At 72.5% G+C, this 22,891-nt stretch carries 4 protein-coding genes; 2 read left to right on the top strand and 2 right to left on the bottom strand.

Annotation, left to right across the window (positions count from 1 at the left end; translation table 11 throughout):
• Positions 1 to 81: 81 nt before the first annotated feature.
• Together ABT354_RS11565 and rfbA are read right to left on the bottom strand one after the other, a co-directional pair.
• Positions 82 to 2,388 (bottom strand): NDP-hexose 2,3-dehydratase family protein, encoded by a 2,307-nt coding sequence (locus tag ABT354_RS11565; RefSeq protein ID WP_351492118.1) that lies wholly within the window; start codon positions 2,386 to 2,388, stop codon positions 82 to 84.
• 69 nt (positions 2,389 to 2,457) lie between these two features.
• Positions 2,458 to 3,345 (bottom strand): glucose-1-phosphate thymidylyltransferase RfbA, encoded by an 888-nt coding sequence (gene rfbA, locus ABT354_RS11560; RefSeq protein ID WP_351492116.1) that lies wholly within the window; start codon positions 3,343 to 3,345, stop codon positions 2,458 to 2,460.
• A gap of 630 nt (positions 3,346 to 3,975) precedes the next feature.
• Here rfbA and ABT354_RS11555 point away from each other — a divergent pair.
• A complete protein-coding gene (locus ABT354_RS11555) occupies positions 3,976 to 17,124 on the top strand; it encodes an SDR family NAD(P)-dependent oxidoreductase (RefSeq protein ID WP_351492114.1) in 13,149 nt (4,382 codons plus the stop codon).
• On the top strand, positions 17,121 to 22,877 hold the full coding sequence (locus ABT354_RS11550; RefSeq protein WP_351492112.1) for a type I polyketide synthase: 5,757 nt from the start codon (positions 17,121 to 17,123) through the stop codon (positions 22,875 to 22,877). The genes ABT354_RS11555 and ABT354_RS11550 overlap by 4 nt, the downstream gene beginning before the upstream one ends.
• Positions 22,878 to 22,891: the final 14 nt, after the last annotated feature.

Below are 22,891 nucleotides of genomic sequence, written 5' to 3'. Positions count from 1 at the left end.
GGCCAGCCTAAGCCATCTGCACGGAAGCGCAGGTCAGGGACAGGCCCGCCGGATACCGGTCCGTACCGGCTCGGACAAGGGTCAGTAGAGGGTGTGGGCGCAGGCCAGCAGGGTGCGCAGCTCGATGTTCAGATAGTTGCCGTGTGCCAGCAGATCCGAGAGCTGGCCCAGCGCCAGCCAGGCGAAGTCATCCGGAGCGTCCTCGGGGAAGTCCGGGGCGACCTCCACGATCGCATAGCGGTTCTGCGCATGGTAGAAACGCCCGCCCTCCTCGGACTGGACGGCGTCATAGCGGAAGCGGTCCCCGGGCGCGGACTCCACCTGCTCCAGATACGGCGGGTACGGGGCCCCGCCCCGGCCGGTGTGGTCCAGCGGCCGGCACTGGACCGTGGGAGCCAGCTCGGCGACGTTCAGATGACCGACATCCACCCGCGCCCGGACCAGTGCGTGCAGCACCCCGCCGATGGGCTTGACCAGCAGCGCCATCAGCCCCGGTGACCGAGGCTCGATGAGCGGCTGGGTCCAGGAGGCGACCTCCCGGCTGCTCGCGCTGATCCCGGCGGCCATCACCCGGAAGTGCCGGCCGCTGTCATGGGCGATCTCGTCCGGCGTGCGGTACCAGCCGTGTGCCGTCACCGAGTCGAGCGGCACCCGGTTCTGCACCAGCTCCCGCAGGGCCCGTATGCCCGTGAACCAGGTGAGGAACTCGGCCGTGGTGTGCCGTGCGTGCGCCGGTGAACCGAACCAGGACCGGTGTACGGGGTCGGACGCCGAGGTGTCGGCACCGGCCGTGGGCAGACAGGCGAGGATCGACCGGGCATCCATATTGACCACATTGTCCAGGAGCAGCAGCCGCCGGATCTGCCCCAGGGTCAGCCAGCGGAAGTCCTCACCGATCTCCAGGTCGTCGTCGGCCGCCAGCTCGACGATCATGTTGCGGTTCCGCTTGGCCAGGAACCAGTCGGCCTGCTCCGACTGGATGGAGTCGACCAGGACACGGGCCTTCCCCGGCCCCATGAACAGGTCCAGGAACCGGATATGGCGCCCCTGGTGCACCCCGGTGAAGTTGCTGCGGGTGGCCTGCACGGTCGGTGAGACCTGGAGGACATTGACATTGCCCGGCTCCATCTTGGCCTGCATCAGGAAGTGCAGCACGCCCCCGATCTCCTTGGCCACGATGCCGAGCAGCCCCACCTCCGGCTGCACGATGATCGGCTGCGCCCAGCCCCGCTCGGGCATCCGGTCCGTGCGCACATGCAGCCCCTCCACGGAGAAGAAGCGGCCCGAGGCATGGTGGAGATTGCCCGTATCGGGGTGGAAGCTCCAGCCCCGCAGCTCCCCGAAGGGGATACGGGAGACGTCGAAGCTGCCCGCGCCCAGCCGCTCGGCCAACCAGTCGGCGATCCCCTCGAAGGGGGTGACCGGACTGTCGGCGGCCCGTGCCGAGACCAGGATCCGGCGGGCGGTGTCCGCCGCGTCGGCGGGCCGGTCGGTGCGTGGGGCGGGGGGAGGGGGAGCCGTCGTGGCCCCGGATGCCGTGGACCCCGCCGTCGTGGACCCGGCCGTCGTGTCGGTGGGCGCCGGATCGATGAGTGCCGTGTCGGTGAGCGCCCGGGTGACGGTCCGGCACACATCCTCGATCCGGTCGTTCAGATAGAAGTGCCCCCCGGGAAAGGCATGCAGCGCGAAGGGGCCGCTGGTCTGCTCCTGCCAGGCCCGCGCCTCCGCCAGCGGAACATTCGGGTCCCGGTCCCCGGTGAGCACCGTCAGCGGGCAGTCCAGCGGGGCACCGGGAAGGTACTCATGGGTGCCGGCCGCCCGGTAGTCGTTACGGAGCGCGGGCAGCGCCATCCGCAGCAGTTCCTCGTCCCGCAGCACCGCCGCGTCGGTGCCTTCGAGCCCGGCGATCTCGGCGATCAGCCCCGCGTCGTCCAGCAGATGGGCGACATCCCGGCGGCGCACCGTCGGCGCCCGGCGTCCCGACACCAGCAGATGGACCGGGAGCCCCGCCCCGGTGTCCCGCAGCCGGCGCGCCACCTCGAAGGCGACCGTGGCGCCCATGCTGTGCCCGAACAGCGCCAGCGGGCGGTCGGCCCAGCGTGCCAGCTCCGGCAGCACCTGTTCCACCAGTCCGGAGATGGAGGGGATGAACGGTTCCTGTCTGCGGTCCTGGCGGCCCGGGTACTGCACCGCCAGCACCTCCACCGTCTCGTCCAGGCCGCGCGCCAGGGGGAGAAAGGCGGTGGCCGCCCCGCCGGCGTGCGGAAAGCACACCAGCCGCAGCCGGGGATCCGGCACCGGGCGGTAGCGGCGGATCCACAGGCTCTCGTCCGGGTGACCGGCCGGGGACGGGGCTCCGGGAACGGGTGGTGCGGAACGGGTGCTCACGGCGGATGCAGCTCCTCGCGGTCGGTGGACCGCTGTCCGGGACGGCGCTTCGGGGGGTGGGCGTCGGCCTCAGGCGACCGGGCCGGTCATATGTGCCTCGGCGACATCCATCAGATACCTGCCGTAGCTGGAGCTCTCCAGCTCACGACCCAGCTCATGACACTGGCGGGGGTCGATGAACCCCATCCGCAGCGCGATCTCCTCGATACAGGAGATCCGCACGCCCTGCCGCTGTTCCAGCAGTTGGACATACTGTCCGGCCTGGAGCAACGAACTGTGGGTGCCCATGTCCAGCCAGGCGAAGCCCCGGCCGAGTTCGGTCATGCGGGCCCGGCCCTGCTCCAGATAGACCTTGTTGACGTCGGTGATCTCCAGCTCGCCCCGGGCCGACGGGGTCAGCCGCCGGGCGATGTCCACGACGCCGCTGTCATAGAGATACAGACCGGTCACCGCGAGACGGGAACGGGGCTTCTCCGGCTTCTCCTCCAGGGAGACCAGCCGGCCATCGGCGTCGACCTCGCCGACGCCGTACCGCCGGGGGTCCTTCACCGGGTAACCGAACAGCTCACAGCCGTCCAGCCGGGCCGCGCTCGCGGCCAGCACGGAGGAGAAACCCGGACCGTGGAAGACATTGTCGCCCAGGATGAGCGCCACCGGATCGTCCCCGATGTGCTCCTCACCGATGAGCAGCGCCTCGGCGATGCCCCTGGGCTCCTCCTGCTCGGCGTAGTCCACCCGGACCCCGATACGGCTGCCGTCGCCCAGCAGCACACGGAACATCTCCAGATGCGCCTTCGAGGTGATGATCAGGATGTCCCGGATCCCCGCCAGCATCAGCACGGAGAGCGGGTAGTAGATCATCGGCTTGTCGTAGACGGGCAGCAGTTGCTTGGAGAGCGCCCCGGTCAGGGGGCGCAGCCGGGTGCCGCTCCCCCCGGCCAGAATGATGCCCTTCATGGGCCGTCGGCCTGCGGAAATCTCTGTCATGGACCCAGCGGTTCCCGCGCGTCGGCGCCCGTCGACCGGGCGAGCGGATGACCGGATGCTTTCCTCTCCGTCCCCGAACCGCGTGCGGTGTCCCTGGTCTGCGTCGTCATCTCGACTCTCTCGTGAGGGATGTTTCTCTCGTGGGAGGCTCGGTCCTACAGCTGTCCGGCTTCCGGCTTCCGGCTTCCGGTTGTCCGGCTTTTCGACTGTCGGCTCTCGACTGTCGTGCTGTCGGGCTTTCCAGGGCGACAGTCGAAGCGATGAATGCATGAGAGTTATCCGGTTCCGCACCGTGCATTTCCGCCCTGTCAATGCAATGCGGTGAGTCGGCCGACGGCACAGGAAAGCTGAGAATCGCCATGCAAGGCGATGCATTGCCGAGAAAGCTAGACGGCGGCCTTCCCGGTCCGCAAGAGGGACCTGACATAGTGCCCGGCGCGCGCCCCACCAGGGGCGATGCACCCCTCCGTGCCCTTGGGTGACCTGACACAGTTGCCGCACAGATATCGGGTCGCCGTCCCAACCGGAGGTTGGCTGGCGGAGTCGACGGTCGGTTCCGTGCCACCGGACCTCTTCCCCACCGCCAGTACGGAGAGCCTGATGAACTCGGAATTCGGCGAGAACGGCGTGAACGGCGTGGACGTCGTGAAGCCCGACGATGCCATCGCTGTCATCGGTATGTCCTGCCGTCTCCCCGGCGCCGATACCGTGGACGAGTTCTGGGAACTGTTGCGCACCGGCCGCAACCAGGTCACCCGCCGGCCGGACGGCACCTGGCGGGCCGCCCTCACCGACCACGGCGGCTTCGATGCCGCCTTCTTCGGCATGTCCCCGGAGCAGGCCGCCGCCACCGACCCCCAGCACCGGATCATGCTCGAACTCGGCTGGGAGGCACTGGAGAGCGCCGGGATCCGCCCCGATCGGCTCACCGGCACCGACACCGGCGTCTTCGTGGGGATCGCGTCCGACGACTTCGCGACTCTGGTGCACCGCGCCGGCCGGGAGTCCGGCGTCCACACCGCGACCGGGCTGCACCGTGCCCTCGCGCCCAACCGCCTGTCCTACTTCATGGGCCTGCGCGGCCCCAGCATCGCGGTCGACACGGCCCAGTCGTCCTCCCTGGTCGCGGTACATCTGGCCGGCGAGAGCCTGCGCCGGGGGGAGAGCGCGCTCGCCGTCGTCGGCGGAGTCCATCTCGTCCTGGCCGACGAGAGCACCACCGCCATGGAGACGATGGGTGCCCTCTCCCCGGACGGTCGGTGCCACACCTTCGACGCGCGGGCCAACGGATATGTCAGGGGCGAGGGCGGTGCCGCACTCGTCCTCAAGCTTCTGCACCGGGCCGTCGAGGACGGAGATCGCGTCTACTGTGTCATCAGGGGCTCCGCCGTCAACAACGACGGTGGCGGCTCCAGCCTGACCACACCGCATCGCGAGGCACAGGAGGAACTGCTCCGCAGGGCGTATGTCCGTACGGGCACCTCACCCGAGACGGTCCGGTACGTCGAGCTGCACGGCACCGGCACCAGGGCCGGCGACCCGGTCGAGGCCGCAGCGCTGGGCACGGTCCTGGGCGCCGCCCGCGCCCGGGCCGGCGCCAGCCCTCTCTCGGTGGGCTCCGTCAAGACCAACATCGGTCATCTGGAGGGCGCGGCCGGCATTGTCGGTCTGCTCAAGACCGCGCTCTGCCTGCGCGAGGGCATGCTGCCGCCCAGCCTGAACTACCGCACACCCAACCCCGACATCCCCCTTCAGGAACTGCACCTGGGGGTGCAGACGGCCCTGGAGCCATGGACGGAGGCACCGGGGAGGCGCCGGGTCGCGGGGGTGTCGTCCTTCGGGATGGGCGGGACGAACGCGCATGTGGTGCTGGAGCAGGGTCCGGAGGAGCCCGAGGCTGAGTGTGCTGTGCCTGGTGTTCCGGTGCCGGTGGTGGTTTCGGCCGGGTCGGCGGACGGTCTGAGGGCCGGTCTGAGTCGTCTCGCTTCCGTAGTTGAGCGGGGCGGTTCGGTGGGTGAGGTGGGTTGGTCTGCGGCTCATCGTTCGGTGTTCGGTCACCGTGCGGTGGTGGTGGCCTCGGGTAGGGATGAGCTGCTGGAGGGTTTGCGGGCGCCTGTCTTTTCGGGTGTGGCGGGGTCTGTGGGTCGGACGGTGTGGGTGTTCCCCGGGCAGGGGACGCAGTGGCCGGGGATGGGTGCCGAGCTGCTTGAATCCTCGCCGGTCTTTGCGGCGCGGATGGCGGAGTGTGCCCAAGCCCTGTCCGGGCTTGTTGAGTGGGATCTGCTCGATGTGGTCCGTTCCGGTGCTGACCTTGACCGGGTGGATGTGATTCAGCCGGTGACTTGGGCGGTGATGGTCTCCCTGGCCGAAGTGTGGGCTTCGGCGGGCGTGGCGGCGGATGCGGTGGTGGGCCATTCGCAGGGTGAGATTGCGGCGGCTGTGGTCGCGGGGGCCTTGAGTTTGGAGGACGGTGCCCGGGTGGTGGCGCTGCGTTCGCAGGCCATCGGCCGGGTGCTGGCCGGTGCGGGCGGTATGGCCTCGGTAGCACTGCCGGTGGGGGTGGTGGAGGAACGCCTCACGGGCTGGGACGGCCGGCTCGGCGTCGCGGCGGTCAACGGCCCCGGGATCACGGTCGTCTCGGGTGAAGCCTCGGCAGTCGGCGAGTTCGTCACCGCCTGCGAGACGGAGGGTGTTCGGGCGCGCCGGGTGCCGGTGGATTACGCCTCGCACTCCGACCAGGTCGAGGCGATCGAGGAAGAGTTGGCCGGGTTGCTGGCGCCGGTCGTGGCACGTGAGCCGGTGATTCCCTGGTACTCGACAGTGCATCCGGGCCGTGTCGCCGAAGCGGACGGCGGTTACTGGTATCGGAATCTGCGGCAGCGGGTCCGGTTCGCCGACGCCGTGGAACTGTTGCTGGCGGACGGCTTCGGTGCGTTCGTCGAGGTGAGCGCGCATCCCGTACTCACCATCGGCGTCCAGGAACTCGCCGACCGGACGGACCGCGATGACATCGTCGCCGTCGGCACGCTCCGGCGCGGCGAGGGCGGACTGTCCCGCCTCTGGGCGTCGATGGCGGAGGCCTTCGTCGCGGGCGTATCCGTTGACTGGAAGGCCGCGTACGCCTCCCATGGGCTGGCCACCCGACGGATCGACCTCCCCACGTACCCCTTCCAGCGCCACCACTACTGGATCGACGCCGAGGAGAGCGTGGCGAGCCCGGTCGCGGAGGTGGCGCCCGGTCCCGACGCGCCTCTGCGCCGTCGGATCGGCGGGCTGAGCGCGAGCGAGCAGGAGAGGCTTCTGCTGGACGCCGTACGGGCACACGCGGCCGTGGCCCTCGGCCGGGGGACGGCCCGCGACATCGAGGCAGAGCGCACCTTCAAGCAACTGGGCTTCGAGTCGATCACGGCTGTCGCACTGCGGAACCGTCTGAACACCGCCACCGGCCTTCGGCTGCCCGGCTCCGTGGCGTACGACCACCCGACCCCGCTGGCACTCGCCCGCCATGTCCGGGCACGGCTCAACGGCGAGGACGCGCCCGTCTCGACACCCCGGTCCCCTCGCCCCGCCACCGCTGTCGCCGATACCGAGCCGATCGCGATCGTGGGGATGGGTTGTCGTCTTCCGGGTGGGGTGGGGTCGGCGGAGGAGTTGTGGGACCTGGTGGAGTCGGGGTCGGACGCGGTGTCCGGCTTCCCGGTGGACCGGGGGTGGGATGTCGGGGGGTTGTACGACCCGGATCCTGATGCGGCGGGGAAGTCGTATGTGCGTGAGGGTGGTTTCCTGCACGGGGCGGGGGAGTTCGACGCGGGTTTCTTCGGTATCTCGCCGCGTGAGGCGGAGGCGATGGATCCGCAGCAGCGTTTGTTGCTGGAGACCTCGTGGGAGGCGCTGGAGCGGGCGGGCATCGACCCCCACACCCTGCGCGGTTCACCGACCGGTGTCTATGTCGGTGCCATGTCCCAGGAGTACGCGGGACCTCTGCACGAGGCGTCCCAGGGGCACGACGGCTATCTGCTGACGGGTAAGTCGGCGAGTGTGGCCTCGGGGCGGATCTCGTATGTGCTGGGCCTTGAGGGTCCTGCGGTGTCGGTGGATACGGCGTGTTCGTCGTCGCTGGTGGCGCTGCATCTGGCGGTGCAGGCGCTGCGGCAGGGCGAGTGCGATCTCGCCCTGGCCGGAGGTGTGACGGTCATGGCGACCCCGGGCATGTTTGTCGAGTTCTCGCGTCAGCGGGGGCTGGCGGTGGACGGCCGGTGCAAGGCGTTCTCGGACGCTGCCGATGGGACGGGCTGGGCCGAGGGCGCGGGGATGCTTCTGGTCGAGCGGTTGTCGGACGCGCGGCGGCTGGGACACCGGGTGCTGGGTGTTGTACGGGGCTCCGCGATCAACCAGGACGGCGCCAGTAACGGCCTCACCGCGCCCAGCGGACCTTCCCAGCAGCGGGTCATCCTGCGTGCGCTGGAGAACGCAGGTCTGGGGACGTCCGATGTGGATGTGGTGGAGGCGCATGGGACGGGGACCCGGTTGGGGGACCCGATCGAGGCGCAGGCGCTGCTCGCCACGTATGGGCAGGGCAGGCCGGTTGATCGGCCTTTGTGGCTGGGGTCGTTGAAGTCGAACATCGGGCATACGCAGGCGGCTGCGGGCGTCGCGGGTGTGATCAAGATGGTGATGGCGATGCGGTACGGGGTGCTGCCGCAGACACTTCATGTGGACACGCCGTCGTCGCATGTGGACTGGTCGTCCGGCGCGGTGGAGGTGCTGGACCGGGGACGGGAGTGGCCGGACGTCGGGCGGGTCCGGCGAGCCGGGGTCTCCGCGTTCGGGGTCAGTGGGACCAACGCCCATGTCGTGCTGGAGCAGGGTCCGGAGGAGCCCGAGGCTGAGTGTGCTGTGCCTGGTGTTCCGGTGCCGGTGGTGGTTTCGGCCGGGTCGGCGGATGGTCTGAGGGCGGGTCTGGGGCGTCTCGCTTCGGTGGTGGAGCGGGGCGCTTCGGTGGGTGAGGTCGGTTGGTCGGCGGCTCACCGTTCGGCGTTCGGTCACCGTGCGGTGGTGGTGGCCTCGGACCGGGATGAGCTGCTGGAGGGTCTGAAAGCACCTGCCTTTTCGGGTGTGGCGGGTTCTGTGGGTCGGACGGTCTGGGTGTTCCCCGGCCAGGGAACCCAGTGGGCCGGGATGGGTGCGGAGCTTCTGGACGCGTCGCCTGTCTTCGCGGCGCGGATGGCCGAGTGTGCCCAAGCCCTGAGTGTGTTCGTGGAGTGGGATCTGCTCGATGTGGTCCGTTCCGGTGCCGACCTGGACCGGGTGGATGTCATCCAGCCGGTGACCTGGGCCGTGATGGTGTCGCTGGCCGGGGTGTGGGCGTCTGCGGGTGTGGTTGCGGATGCGGTGGTGGGTCATTCGCAGGGTGAGATCGCGGCTGCTGTGGTTGCGGGGGCCTTGAGTTTGGAGGACGGTGCCCGGGTGGTGGCGCTGCGGTCCCAGGTGATCGGCCGGGTGCTGGCCGGTGCGGGCGGTATGGCGTCGGTGGCGTTGCCCGTCGATGTGGTGGAGGAACGCCTCACAAGCTGGGACGGCCGGCTCGGTGTGGCTGCGGTGAACGGCCCCGGGATCACGGTCGTCTCCGGTGAGGCGAAAGCGGTCGGTGAGTTCGTCACCGCCTGCGAGACGGAGGGTGTTCGGGCGCGCCGGGTGCCGGTGGATTACGCCTCGCACTCCGACCAGGTCGAGGCGATCGAGGAAGAGTTGGCCGGGCTGCTGGCGCCGGTCGTGGCACGTGAGCCGGTGATTTCCTGGTACTCGACAGTGCATCCGGGCCGTGTCGCAGAAGCGGACGGTGGCTATTGGTATCGGAATCTGCGGCAGCGGGTCCGGTTTGCCGACGCCGTGGAGCTGCTCCTCGCGGACGGTTTCGGCGCGTTCATCGAAGTGAGCGCTCACCCCGTACTCACCATCGGCGTCCAGGAACTCGCCGACCAGGCATCCCGCGACGACATCGTCGCGGTCGGAACCCTCCGGCGCGGCGAAGGCGGCCTGTCCCGGGTGTGGGCGTCGATGGCGGAGGCCTTCGTCGCGGGCGTATCCGTCGACTGGAAGGCCGCGTACACCTCCCACGGACTCGCCACCCGTCGGATCGACCTCCCCACGTACCCCTTCCAGCGCCACCACTACTGGATCGAAACCGGCCCCGCCGGACCGACACCGCAGGAGGCCACTCCCTCCGATACGGATGCCTGGCTCTATCGGGTGGCGTGGAAGGGGCTGTCGGCGGGTGAGGCCCCCCGGCTGTCGGGGCGCTGGCTGCTGGTCGTACCCGAGGGTGCGGAGCCCGTACCGGTGGAGGACATCGCCGGCGTACTCACCCACCACGGCGCCACCGTGGAGCGCGTGTCCGTGCCGCTGGAGAGCGACCGTGCTCACCTTGTCGATCTGCTCACGGCACGGCGGACGGATGACGACGAGGCACCGGCCGTCCAGGGCGTGCTGTCGCTTCTCGGGCTCTCGGACTCGCCCGCTTCCGTACCGGCCTCCGTCTCGCTCGTCCAGGCGATGAACGACGTGGGGCCGGGGGCCAGGGTCTGGTCCGTCACCCGGGGCGCCGTGGCCGCCCTGCCGGGTGAGGTGCCCGACGGCACGGGCGCCCGGCTCTGGGCGTTCGGCCGGGTCGCCGCGCTGGAGCTTCCCGAGGTGTGGGGCGGTCTGATCGATCTGCCGTCGTCCTCGCCGGACCGTCGCTCGCTGGACCGGATGGCCGCCGTGCTCGGGAGGGCCGGGACGGCCGGGAGCGCCGGGAGTGCCGGGAGGGCCGACGGCATCGAGGACGAGGTGGCCGTCCGGAGCGCCGGGGTGTACGGGCGCCGGGTGGTCCGCGCACCCGGTCCGGCCCGGCCCCAGTCGCAGTGGCGACCTCGGGGGACGGTGTTGGTGACCGGGGGTACGGGTGCGCTCGGCGGTCGGGTGGCGCGGTGGCTGGCGACGAACGGGGCCGGTCATGTGGTGCTGACCAGCCGCCGGGGCCAGGAGGCGCCGGGTGTCGCCGAGTTGGTGGCGGAGGTGGGTGCGCTCGGTGCCCGGGTCACGGTGGTGGCGTGCGACATGGCCGAGCGGGACGCGGTCGCCGCCCTGCTGCGGGAGCACCCGCCCACCGCCGTCTTCCACACCGCAGGTGTGCTCGAAGACGGAATCATCGACGGTCTGTCCCCCGAGAGTCTCACCCGTGTCAGCCGTCCCAAGGCCGATGCCGCCGAGTTGCTCCACGAGCTGACCTCGGGCCACGACCTGGACGCGTTTGTGCTGTTCTCCTCCATCACGGGTGTGTGGGGCAACGGCGGCCAGGCCGCCTACGCCGCCGCCAACGCCGCCCTCGACGCGCTGGCCGAGCGGCGCCGTGCCGACGGTCTGCCGGCCACCTCGATCGCCTGGGGCCTGTGGGCCGGGGCCGGCATGGCGGCGGGCGCGGGCGAGGAGAGCCTGGTCCGACGCGGTGTCGACGCCATGGACCCCGTACCGGCCATCCAGGCACTTCAGCGGGTGCTGGACCGCGACGACCCCTGCGTGACCGTCGCCGCCGTCGACTGGGAGCGGTTCGCGCCGAGCACCGACGCGCTGCGGCCCACGCTCCTCTTCTCGACGGTGCCGGAGGCGCGCCGGGCGCTGGAGGCCGTCCGGCAGCGGCGACCCGCCACCCCGGGAGCGGTCGCGCTGGCGGAACTCCTGGAGGGCCGCGACGAGGCCGAGCGGCTGCACCGGCTCGTCGCGTTGGTACGGGGGGAAGCCGCAGCGGTACTGCGGCACGGCACCACGGACGCCATCGGCGCGCAGCGGGCGTTCAAGGAGGTCGGCTTCGACTCGCTCACCGCGCTGGAGCTGAGGAATCGCGTCAACGCCACCACCGGTCTGACCCTTCCCGCCACCGTTGTCTTCGACCACCCGAACCCCACGGCCCTCGCCGGTTTCATCCTCGGCCAGGTGACCGGCGACAGGGGGCCGAGGGCGGACGGGCACCTCCCCGAACGGTCCACCGCCGCCACGGACGACGAACCGATCGCGATCGTCGGCATGGCCTGCCGCTTCCCGGGCGACGTCGAGAGCCCCGAAGCGCTGTGGGAACTGGTGCTGGGTGAACGGGACGTCATCGGGGAACCGCCCATGGACCGGGGCTGGGACTTCGACGCGATCTACTCCCCGGAACCCGGAACTCCCGGTAAGTCGTATGTGCGTGTGGGCGGTTTTCTGCACGGGGCGGGGGAGTTCGACGCGGGTTTCTTCGGTATCTCGCCGCGTGAGGCGGTGGCGATGGATCCGCAGCAGCGGTTGTTGCTGGAGACCTCGTGGGAGGCGCTGGAGCGGGCGGGTATCGATCCCCAAGCCCTGCGCGGCAGCCGCACCGGTGTCTACACAGGACTCACGCACCAGGAGTACGCGGCACGTCTCCACGAGGCGTCCCAGGCGCACGAGGGCTATCTGCTGACGGGCAAGTCGGCGAGTGTGGCCTCGGGGCGGATCTCGTATGTGCTGGGGCTTGAGGGGCCTGCGGTGTCGGTCGATACGGCGTGTTCATCCTCGCTGGTGGCGCTGCATCTGGCGGTCCAGGCGCTGCGGCAGGGCGAGTGCGATCTCGCCCTGGCCGGTGGGGTCACCGTCATGGCCGCGCCCGGTCTCTTCGTCGAGTTCTCGCGGCAGCGGGGGTTGGCGGTCGACGGGCGGTGCAAGGCGTTCTCGGATTCGGCCGATGGGACGGGCTGGGCCGAGGGCGCGGGCATGCTGCTGGTGGAGCGGCTGTCGGACGCTCGGCGGCTGGGGCACCGCGTGTTGGCGGTGGTACGGGGCTCCGCGATCAACCAGGACGGCGCGTCGAACGGCCTCACCGCGCCCAACGGTCCGTCCCAGCAGCGGGTCATCCTGCGCGCGCTGGAGAACGCGGGCCTTGGCCCTGATCAGGTCGACGCGGTCGAGGCGCATGGGACGGGGACCCGGCTGGGGGACCCGATCGAGGCGCAGGCGCTCCTTGCCACCTATGGGCAGGGCAGGTCTGTCGATCGGCCTTTGTGGCTGGGGTCGTTGAAGTCGAACATCGGGCATACGCAGGCGGCCGCAGGTGTCGCGGGTGTGATCAAGATGGTGATGGCGATGCGGTACGGGGTGCTGCCGAGGTCCTTGCATGTGGACACGCCGTCGTCGCATGTGGACTGGTCGTCGGGTGCGGTGGAGGTGCTGGACCGGGGACGGGAGTGGCCGGACGTTCAGCGGGTCCGTCGGGCGGGTGTGTCGGCGTTCGGGGTCAGCGGGACGAACGCGCATGTGGTGCTGGAGCAGGCTCCCGAGGAGCCCGAAGTCGAGCGTGCTGTGCCTGGTGTTCCGGTGCCGGTGGTGGTTTCGGCCGGGTCTGCGGACGGTCTGAGGGCGGGTCTGGGGCGTCTCGCTTCGGTGGCGGAGCGAGGCGGTTCGGTGGGTGAGGTGGGTTGGTCTGCGGCTCACCGTTCGGCATTCGGTCACCGTGCGGTGGTGGTCGCCTCCGATCGTGACGGCCTGCTCGAAGGCTTGCGGGCTCCCGTTTTCTCGGGTGTGGCGGGGTCGGTGGGTCGGACGGTGTGGGTGTTCCCCGGGCAGGGGACGCAGTGGGCGGGGATGGGTGCGGAGCTTTTGGACGCGTCGCCTGTCTTCGCGGCGCGGATGACGGAGTGTGCCCAGGCTCTGTCCGGGTTTGTGGAGTGGGACCTTCTGGATGTGGTCCGTTCCGGTGCCGACCTGGACCGGGTGGATGTCATCCAGCCGGTGACCTGGGCCGTGATGGTCTCCCTGGCCGGGGTGTGGGCGTCTGCGGGTGTGGTGGCGGATGCGGTCGTGGGTCATTCGCAGGGTGAGATCGCGGCGGCTGTCGTCGCGGGGGCCTTGAGTTTGGAGGACGGTGCCCGGGTGGTGGCGCTGCGGTCGCAGGCCATCGGCCGGGTCCTGGCCGGTGCCGGTGGGATGGCGTCGGTGGCGCTGCCGGTGGGTGTGGTGGAGGAACGCCTCACGAGCTGGGACGGCCGACTGGGCGTGGCTGCGGTGAATGGCCCCGGGATCACGGTCGTCTCCGGCGAGGCGGAAGCGGTCGGCGAGTTCGTCACCGCCTGCGAGACGGAGGGGGTTCGGGCGCGCCGGGTGCCGGTGGATTACGCATCCCACTCCGACCAGGTGGAGGCGATCGAGGAAGAGTTGGCCGTTCTGCTGGCGCCGGTCGTGGCACGTGAGCCGGTCATCCCCTGGTACTCGACAGTGGACCCCGGCCGCGTCGCCGAGGCGTCTGCCGATGCTGGCTATTGGTACCGGAACCTTCGGCAGCGGGTCCGCTTCGCCGATGCGGTCGAGTTGCTGCTGGCGGACGGTTTCGGCGCGTTCATCGAGGTGAGCGCGCACCCCGTACTCACCATCGGAGTCCAGGAACTCGCCGACCGGGCGGACCGCGATGACATCGTCGCGGTCAGAACCCTCCGGCGCGGCGAGGGCGGTCTTTCCCGGGTCTGGGCGTCATTGGCGGAGGCCTTCGTCGCGGGCGTATCCGTCGACTGGAAAGCCGCGTACGCCTCCCACGGACTCGCCACCCGCCGGATCGACCTCCCCACGTACCCCTTCCAACGCCACCACTACTGGGCCGAGACCAGCCCCGCCGGAGTCGGTGATCTCGCGGCCGCGCGCTTCGGCATGACCTGGCAGGAGCATCCGCTCGTCGGTGGTGCCCTGCCGCTGGCCGACTCCGATGAGCTGGTCCTCGCGGGGCGCCTCTCGCTCGCCGCGCATGCGTGGATGGCCGATCACGCGGTGTCCGGCACCGTGCTCCTGCCCGGTACCGCCTTTGTCGAGCTGGCGCTCCACGCCGCCTCGGTCGCCGGCTGTGCCGTGGTCGAGGAGCTGGAGGTGCGGGCGCCGCTGGTCCTCCCGGAGCGGGGCGGGGTCCGGATCCAGGTGCGTGTCGGGGACGACGACACCTCGGGCAGGCGGAGTCTCTCCGTACACACACGGCCCGACCACCCCACCGCGACCGGCGACGGAGACCTCGGTACGGGCCCGGGCGAGGCTCCCTGGACCCTGCACGCCGTCGGCGTGCTGGCCGCCCAGGCTCCGGCGGACCCCGCACGACCGGAGGCCGGTGGGGAGGCCTGGGCGTGGGGCGGTGCGGCATGGCCGCCCGTCGACGCCGTGCCGGTGGATCCGGCGGTGCTGTACGACCGGTTCTCGGCGCTCGGGTACGAGTACGGCGAGGTGTTCACCGGCATACGGTCGGTGTGGCGGCGGGACGGGGAGGTCTTCGCGGAGGTGCGGCTCCCGGGACGTGTCTCGGCCGACGCCACCCGCTACACGGTGCATCCCGCACTCCTGGACGCCGCGCTCCAGCCCTGGATCGCCGACGACATGGTGGAAACACCCGAGGACGGCGTTCTGCTGCCCTTCGCCTGGCGGGGCATGTCGGTGCACGCCCCGGGCGCGGACACCGTGCGCGTCCGGCTGGCCCCGGACCCCGGCGGCGCGCTGTCGTGCCGGGCCGTGGACCCGTCCGGCGCTCCCGTGTTCTCCCTCGACGCGCTGGTCATGCGGCCCGTGGGACGTGACCGGCTGGCGGCTCTGCTCGGTGCCTCCTCGGTCGCGGCCCCCCTCTACGAGGTGGCGTGGCGTTCCCACCGGGGTCCCGTCGGCGCGCCGCCGCGCTGGGCGCTGGTCGACGGTGACCGTTTCGGACCGGCCGGGACCGTGGAGTCGGCGGGGCCGGTGGCGGGGGTCCATCCCGGCCTGGACGATCTGCGCCGTGCGCTCGACGCCGGTGGTACGGGGCCGGAGACGGTCGTCGTCACCTGTGGGCAGGGCTCCCGGGCGGGGCGGTCCGTCGCCGAGGAGACACGGGCCGCCGTGCGCGAGGCGCTCGCCCTCGTACAGGAATGGCTGGCCGATGAACGGCTGTCGGATGCCCGGCTCGTCGTACTGACCCGGCGGGCGGTCGCCACCGGCGCGGACGAGGATGTGACGGATCTTCCCGGCTCGGGTGTGTGGGGGCTGCTGCGGTCGGCGCAGTCCGAGCACCCGGGGCGGTTCGGGCTGCTCGACGTGGACGCGCACGAGGCGTCGACGGCGGCGATCCCGGCCGCCCTGGGCGCGATGGCCGAGGGGGCGCCCCAGCTGGCGTTGCGCGGGGGCGAGATGTACGTACCGACGCTCGTCCGTACGGAAGCCCCGGCGGACGGCCCCGGTGCTCGGCCGGCGGGCGGTCCTCGGCCGGGGAACGGCACGGCTGGGCCGGTGGACGGTACAGCTGGGCCGGGGAACGACACGGTTCGGCTGGGCGACGGCACGGTGCTGATCACCGGGGCCACCGGCACCCTGGGCAGGCTCTTCGCACGGCATCTGGTCGAGCACCACGCCGTACGCCATCTGCTGTTGCTGAGCCGCAGCGGTCCCGCTGCCCCGGGAGCGGACGAGCTGCTGGCGGAGCTGCGCGAGCGCGGCGCCGAGCCGCATCTCGTCGCCTGTGACGCGGCCGACCGCGACGCGCTGCTCTCGGTGCTCTCCGGTATCCCGGCCGAGCATCCGCTCACCGGTGTGGTGCACGCGGCCGGGGTCCTGGACGACGGGCCGGTCACGGCGCTCGATCCGGGCCGGGTCGACGCGGTACTCCGGGCCAAGGCCGACGCCGCGACCCATCTGCACGAGCTGACCATGGATCGGCGGCTGGCGGCGTTCGTGCTGTTCTCCGGCGCTGCGGGGCTCCTCGGCCGCCCCGGACAGGGCAACTACGCCGCCGCGAACACCTTTGTCGACGCGCTGGCGCACCACCGGCGTGCCCTCGGGCTGCCCGCGTTGTCCCTGGCCTGGGGCCTGTGGGGCGGTGCGAGCGGGATGACCGGGCATCTCTCGGAACGGGACCTGCACCGGATGAGGCGCTCGGGCATCGCCCCGATGGCGGACGAGCAGGGCCTCGCGCTCTTCGACCGCGCGCTCGCCATGGCGCCGGGGTACGCCTTGCTCGTACCGATGCGGCTGGATCCGGCGGCACTGGGCAGGGAGCGGGCCGAGAACGGCCTCGAAGCCGTGCCCGTACTGCTGCGCGCGCTGGCTCCGGCGGCTGCGGCGCGACGGACGGCGGAGGGAGCCGGGGCGTCCGTCCCCGAGGACGGCGGGGCCCCGGCGGCGGACCGGCCCCGGGAGTTCGCCGAGCGGCTGGCCGCCCTCGACGGCCCCGCCCGTGCCCGGGAGCTGCTCACGGTGGTCAGGACCCGGGTGGCGAGGGTCCTCGGCTATCCGCGGCCCGACGCGGTGGACCCCGGGCGGCCGTTCCGGGAGAGTGGCTTCGACTCGCTGATGTCGGTCGAGCTGCGCAACCAGTTGAACGCCACCACCGGGCTGCGCTTCCCCGTCACGGTCGTGTTCGACCATCCGACGCCCAGGGCCCTGGCCGAGCACATCGGCGCGGAACTCGGCCTCGGCCCGGGAGCGGAGGAGGCGGAGACGGCCGCCCTGGCGGGCCTGGAGACCCTGTTGTCCGCCGTGGCGGGCCTGGCGGCGGACGACAGCAGGCGCGATGCGATCCGCCGGCGGCTGGAGGCCGCACTCGTGGCGGTGGGCGGCACCGGAGCGGTGTCCGCCCCGGTCATGGGGGCGGCCGGGGGGTCCGGGGAGCACCGGCGCCCCACCGACAGCCGGGCGGCGGTCGAGGAGCGGCTCGACTCCGTGGCCGACGACGACGATCTCTTCGCCTTCATCGAGGAGCAGCTGTGAGCGACGACAGCCGATACGACGACGCACGACGCGGTGGCACCCGGGACTCCGGGGACCGGGCCGGTGCCACCACCCGGGACGACCGGGCGCGCGAGTACCTCAAGCGGCTCACCGCCGAGCTGGTCGGCACCCGGGAACGGCTCAAGGCGGTGGAGGACGCCGCCCGTGAACCCATCGCGATCGTCTCGATGGGCTGCCGGTTCCCCGGTGGGGTGGCGGGCCCCGAGGACCTGTGGCGGCTCCTCGCCTCCGGGACCGACGCCGTGTCCGGCCTGCCCGAGGACCGGGGCTGGGACCTGGCGGCGCTCTACGACCCGGACCCCGCCGCCACCGGCACCAGCTACGCACGGAGCGGCGGGTTCCTCGACGACTGCGCGGGCTTCGACCCGGAGTTCTTCGGGATCTCACCGCGTGAGGCGCTGGCGATGGACCCCCAGCAGCGGCTGATGCTGGAGACCTCGTGGGAGGCGTTCGAGCGGGCCGGTATCGACCCCACGACCGTGCGGGACAGCCGTACCGGCGTGTACGCGGGGGTGATGTACGACGACTACGGCGCGCGGCTGCTCCACCGGCCCCGGTCCGGTGCCCCCGCCGATCTGGAGGGCTACCTCGTCAACGGCAGTGCGGGAAGCGTCGCGTCGGGCCGGCTCTCGTACGCCCTCGGGCTGCGCGGCCCGGCCGTCACGGTCGACACGGCCTGTTCGTCGTCCTTGGTCGCCTTGCATCTGGCCGCGCAGGCGCTGCGGCTGCGCGAGTGCGACCTGGCGCTGGCCGGCGGGGCGACCGTGCTGTCGACACCGACGATGTTCGTCGACTTCGCGCGGCAGCGCGGCCTCGCGGCGGACGGCCGCTGCAAGGCCTTCGCCGACGCCGCCGACGGCACCGGCTTCGGCGAGGGCGCCGGGATGGTGCTGCTCCAGCGCCTCTCCGACGCCCGGCGCGACGGCAGGCCCGTCCTGGCCGTCATCCGGGGTTCGGCGGTCAACCAGGACGGTACGGGCAACGGCCTCACCGCCCCGAACGGCCTGGCCCAGCAGCAGGTCGTCCGGGCCGCGCTCGGCAGCGCGGGCCTGGGGCCCGAGCAGGTCGACGTGGTCGAGGCGCATGGGACGGGGACCCGGCTGGGTGACCCGATCGAGGCACAGGCGCTGCTCGCCGCGTACGGGCAGGGCAGGCCCGCCGACCGGCCGCTGTGGCTGGGTTCGCTGAAGTCCAACATCGGTCATACGCAGGCGGCCGCAGGTGTCGCGGGCGTCATCAAGATGGTGATGGCGATGCGGTACGGGGTGCTGCCGCAGACGCTCCATGTGAACGCGCCGTCGTCCCATGTCGACTGGGAATCGGGCGGGGTCGAGCTGCTGACCCGTAGCAGGCCCTGGTCCCGGCGGGCCGACGGTGAACCACGGCGGGCCGGTGTCTCGTCCTTCGGGGCGAGCGGCACCAACGCCCATCTGATCCTGGAGAGCGCCCCGGAGCCCGGTACCGAGTCCGAGTCCGTACGGCCCGGCGACCCGGACCCCCGTACCGAGCCCGCCGTACCGGCGCCGGCTTGCCCGCCTGCCCCCCGTACCGAGCCCGTGATGTGGGCGCTCTCGGGCCGCACCCCCGACGCGCTCCGGGACCAGGCCGGCCGCCTCCACACCCACCTCAGCGGTCTTGCGGCCCCGCCGGAAGCCGTGGCGGGCGCGCTGGCCCACCGCAGGACCGCCTTCCGGCACCGGGCGGTCGTCGTCGGCGAGGACCGCGCCGCCCTGCTGCACGGACTGCGGGCGCTCGCCGCCGGGCGTACCGAGCCGGGCGTCCGTCTGGTCGCCGGTGAGGCGGGCGGGGAGCGCCGCACGGCGTTCCTCTTCTCCGGCCAGGGCAGCCAGCGCCCGGGCATGGGGCGCGAGCTGTACGCCCGCTTCCCGGTCTTCGCCCGCGCCCTGGACGAGGTCTGTGCCGAGATGGACCGCCGTCTCGAACGGCCGCTGCGGACCGTGATGTTCGCGGCGGGACAGGACGGCGGCGCCGGGGAAGCCGGCCTCCTGGACCGTACGGAATACGCCCAGCCCGCGCTCTTCGCCCTGGAGGTCGCCCTCTTCCGGCTGCTGACCGAGGCCTGGGGCATACGGCCCGACGCCGTCGCGGGACACTCCGTCGGCGAGATCGCCGCCGCCCATGTCGCCGGGATCCTCGACCTCACCGACGCCTGTGCGCTGGTCGCCGCCCGTGGCCGGCTGATGCAGTGGCTGCCGCCCGGGGGCGCGATGGCGGCCGTCGCGGCGAGCGAGGCGGAGATCGCGCCCTGCCTGGCGGGCCGGGACGCCCGGATCGCGCTCGCCGCCGTGAACGGACCCGGCTCGGTCGTCGTCTCGGGCGACGAGGAAGCCGTCATGGAGGTGGTCGAACGGTGGCGCTCACGCGGCCGGGACACCAAACGGCTCGCCGTCGGTCATGCGTTCCACTCACCGCACATGGACGGCATGCTGACACAGTTCGAACAAGTTGCTCGCACACTGCGCTACCGGCGACCGAGGCTTCCTGTCATGTCGAACCTGACCATGGAGAACGGCACCGCCGGTGATCCGTGCACACCGGACCACTGGGTCCGCCATGTGCGCGAGCCCGTGCGGTTCCTCGATGGCATGCGCGCCCTGCGCGCCGACGGCATCGACACCTTCCTCGAACTGGGCCCGGACGCGGTGCTCACCGCCATGGCCCGGACCTGTCTGGACGACGGGGGCGTACGGACCACGAACTCCCCGCTCACCGTGCCGGTGCTGCGGCGCGGCCACGCCGAGACGGACACCCTGACCCAGGCGGTGGCCGAGGCGTACGCGCACGGTGTGCCCGTCACCCTGGCCGCCGTGGACGACGGCCCCGGCCCCGGTGCCGTGGCGGCGGGCCTGCCGACCTACCCCTTCCAGCGGCAGCGCTACTGGCTCGACGCCCCGGCGGTCCCGGACCCGGAGGGCATGGGGCTCGACGGGAGCGCTCATCCGCTGCTCTCCGCCGCCGTGGCCCTGCCCGAGGGCCAGGGCACGGTATGGACCGGACGTCTGTCCGCGCGCAGCCACCCATGGCTCGCCGACCACACGGTGGGCGGGCGGATCGTCGTCCCCGCGACCGCCCTGCTGGACATCGCCCAGCACGCCGCCGACACCTCGGCCGGCTCCGATCCCGGCTCCGTGTCCGCCGACGGCACCGGCGGCACCGTCGTGGAACTGACCCTGGAGACCCCCCTGGTGCTTCCCCCGGACACGGCGGTACGTCTGCGGGTGCACCTCGGCGCCCCCGACGACCGAGGCGACCGTGCCCTGCGGATCCACTCGGAGCGGGCCGGCGCGGACACCCCGGGCGAGGACGGATGGATCCGCCACGCCTCCGGCACCCTGGGCCCGGCCCGGCCGTCCACCGCCCCGACCGGCCCCGGCACTGTGTGGCCGCCGGAGGGCGCCGAGCCGCTCGACATCGCCACCGAGTACGAGCGCTTCGCCGACGCCGGAATCGGCTACGGCCCCGCCTTCCGGGGCCTGACCGCCGCCTGGCGGCGCGACGGCGAGGCCTTCGCCGAGGTGCGACTGCCCGGCGCGTACGCCGACGGCGCCGACCGCTACACCGTCCACCCCGCACTCCTGGACGCCGCGCTCCACGCCACCACCTGCGGCCTCGGCCTGGAACACGGACTCGTGCCCTTCTCCTGGAGCGGCGTCCGACTGCACCGTACGGGCGCCGACACCCTGCGCGTCCGTATCGCCCCCGCCCCCGGCGCCGCCGGACCCGGGACCATCACCGTCACGGCCGTCGACCCGGACGGGCACACCGTCCTCACGGTGGACGCGCTCGCCCTGCGCCGTACCGACCCGGAGCGGCTCGCCGTCGCGGGCGCCGCACCTCCCCCGCTCCACCGGCAGCGCTGGACCGCCCTCCCGGAGCAGCCCGCCACCACCCCGGCCGGACCCGGGGAGGAGACCCGCGTCCGCTGGGCCGACCCCACCGACGAGGCCCTCTTCGACAAGGCGGCCGAGGAGAGCGGCCGGGACGGGCTGCCCCTCCTGGTCGACCTCGGCGGCACGGCGGGCCCCGAGCCGCACACCGCCTACGACACCGCGCTGCGGGCGCTCACCCTCGTCCGGCGATGGGTCACCGACGAACGCCACGGCGGAACCCGGCTCACCTTCGTCACCCACCGGGCGGTGGACACCGGGGACGGCCGGATCGACCCCTCGGCCGCCGCCGCCTGGGGTCTGCTCTCCTCCGCACGGGCCGAACACCCCCACCGTGTCGGTCTGCTGGACACCGACGGCACCCCCCTGTCCCAGCACCTGTCGGCGGCCGCAACGCTCGGCCGCCCGCTGGCCCTCCGCGACGGCGTCCTGCTCCACCCCACCCTGGTACGGGTCACCTCCGCCGGCACCGCACCCGCCTGGCCCGGGAAGACCGGCACCGTCCTCATCACCGGCGGCACCGGAAGCCTGGGCGCCCTGGCCGCCAAGCACCTCGCGGCCGTCCACGGCGTACGGAATCTGCTCCTGCTCAGCAGGCGCGGAGCCACCGCACCCGGCGCCGGGGAACTCGTCGCCGAACTGACCGCGCTGGGAGCCCAGGCCTCCGTCGTGGCCTGCGACGCGGCGGACCGGGACGCCCTGCGCGCCGTACTCGACGGCATCCCCGCCGACCGGCCGCTGACCGCCGTCGTGCACACCGCCGGGGTCCTGGACGACGGCGTCGTCACCGCGCAGAACGCCGAGCGCCTGGCCGGGGTGCTGCGCCCCAAGGCCGACGCCGCCTGGAATCTGCACGAACTGACCCGAGGGCTGCCCCTCTCCGCGTTCGTCCTCTACTCCTCCGCCGCCGCCACCCTCGGCAGCGCCGGCCAGTCCGGATACGCGGCGGCCAACGCCTACCTCGACGCGCTCGCCGTACGGCGCCGCGCCGAGGGGCTGCCGGCGGTCTCCCTCGCCTGGGGCCCCTGGCACGGCGGCGGAATGGCCGGGACGCTCGGCGCCGTGGACACCGCGCGTCTGCGGCGTATCGGGATCGTCCCGCTGCACCCCGTCGAGGGGCTCGCCGCACTCGACGCCTCGGTCGGCGGCGCCGGGGACCCGGCCGTGCTCCTGCCGATACGGGTCGACCCGGCGGCCCTGCGCGACCACGACAGCCCCGAGCGGATACCCGAGCTGCTGCGCCCCCTCGTCGCGCCCATGCCGGTGACCGCCCGGGCCACGGCCCCGCAGGCGGCGGAGCCCCTCGCCGAACGCCTGGCCGGAGCCTCCCGCCCCGAACGGCTGGCCGCCCTGACCTCGGCGGTACGGGAGGAGGTCGCCGCCGTGCTGGGGCACGCGGACACCACGGCCGTCACACCCGACCGCAGCTTCCGGGAACTGGGCCTGGACTCCCTGACGGCGGTGGAGCTGCGCAACCGGCTCGCCGCCGCCACCGGAGTGGGCCTCCCGGCCACGGTGGTCTTCGACCATCCCACCCCCCAGGCTCTCGCCACCCATCTCGACCAGGTCCTTCCCGGCCCCGGGAGCGCCGTGCTCGACGCCCTCGACCGACTCGACCGGGCCCTCGGCGCGGACACCGGCGACGGTGACGACGATCTGAGGGACCGCGTCACCCGACGACTGGAAGCACTCCTCGCCACCGTCACCGGAACCGGGCGCCCCGCCGCCGGTACCGCCCCCACGGCGGGCGCCGTCGGCGACCGTCTGCGGGCGGCATCCGACGACGAGCTGTTCGACCTGCTCGACAACGGCTTCCGGCCGTGACCACCCGGCCGATG

It is taken from the genome of Streptomyces sp. NPDC000594, from assembly GCF_040299965.1.
In the GTDB taxonomy this organism is placed as follows: Bacteria; Actinomycetota; Actinomycetes; order Streptomycetales; family Streptomycetaceae; genus Streptomyces.
Note: the sequence above shows the minus strand (reverse complement) of the source record. Positions and strands in the feature narration are given on the sequence as shown.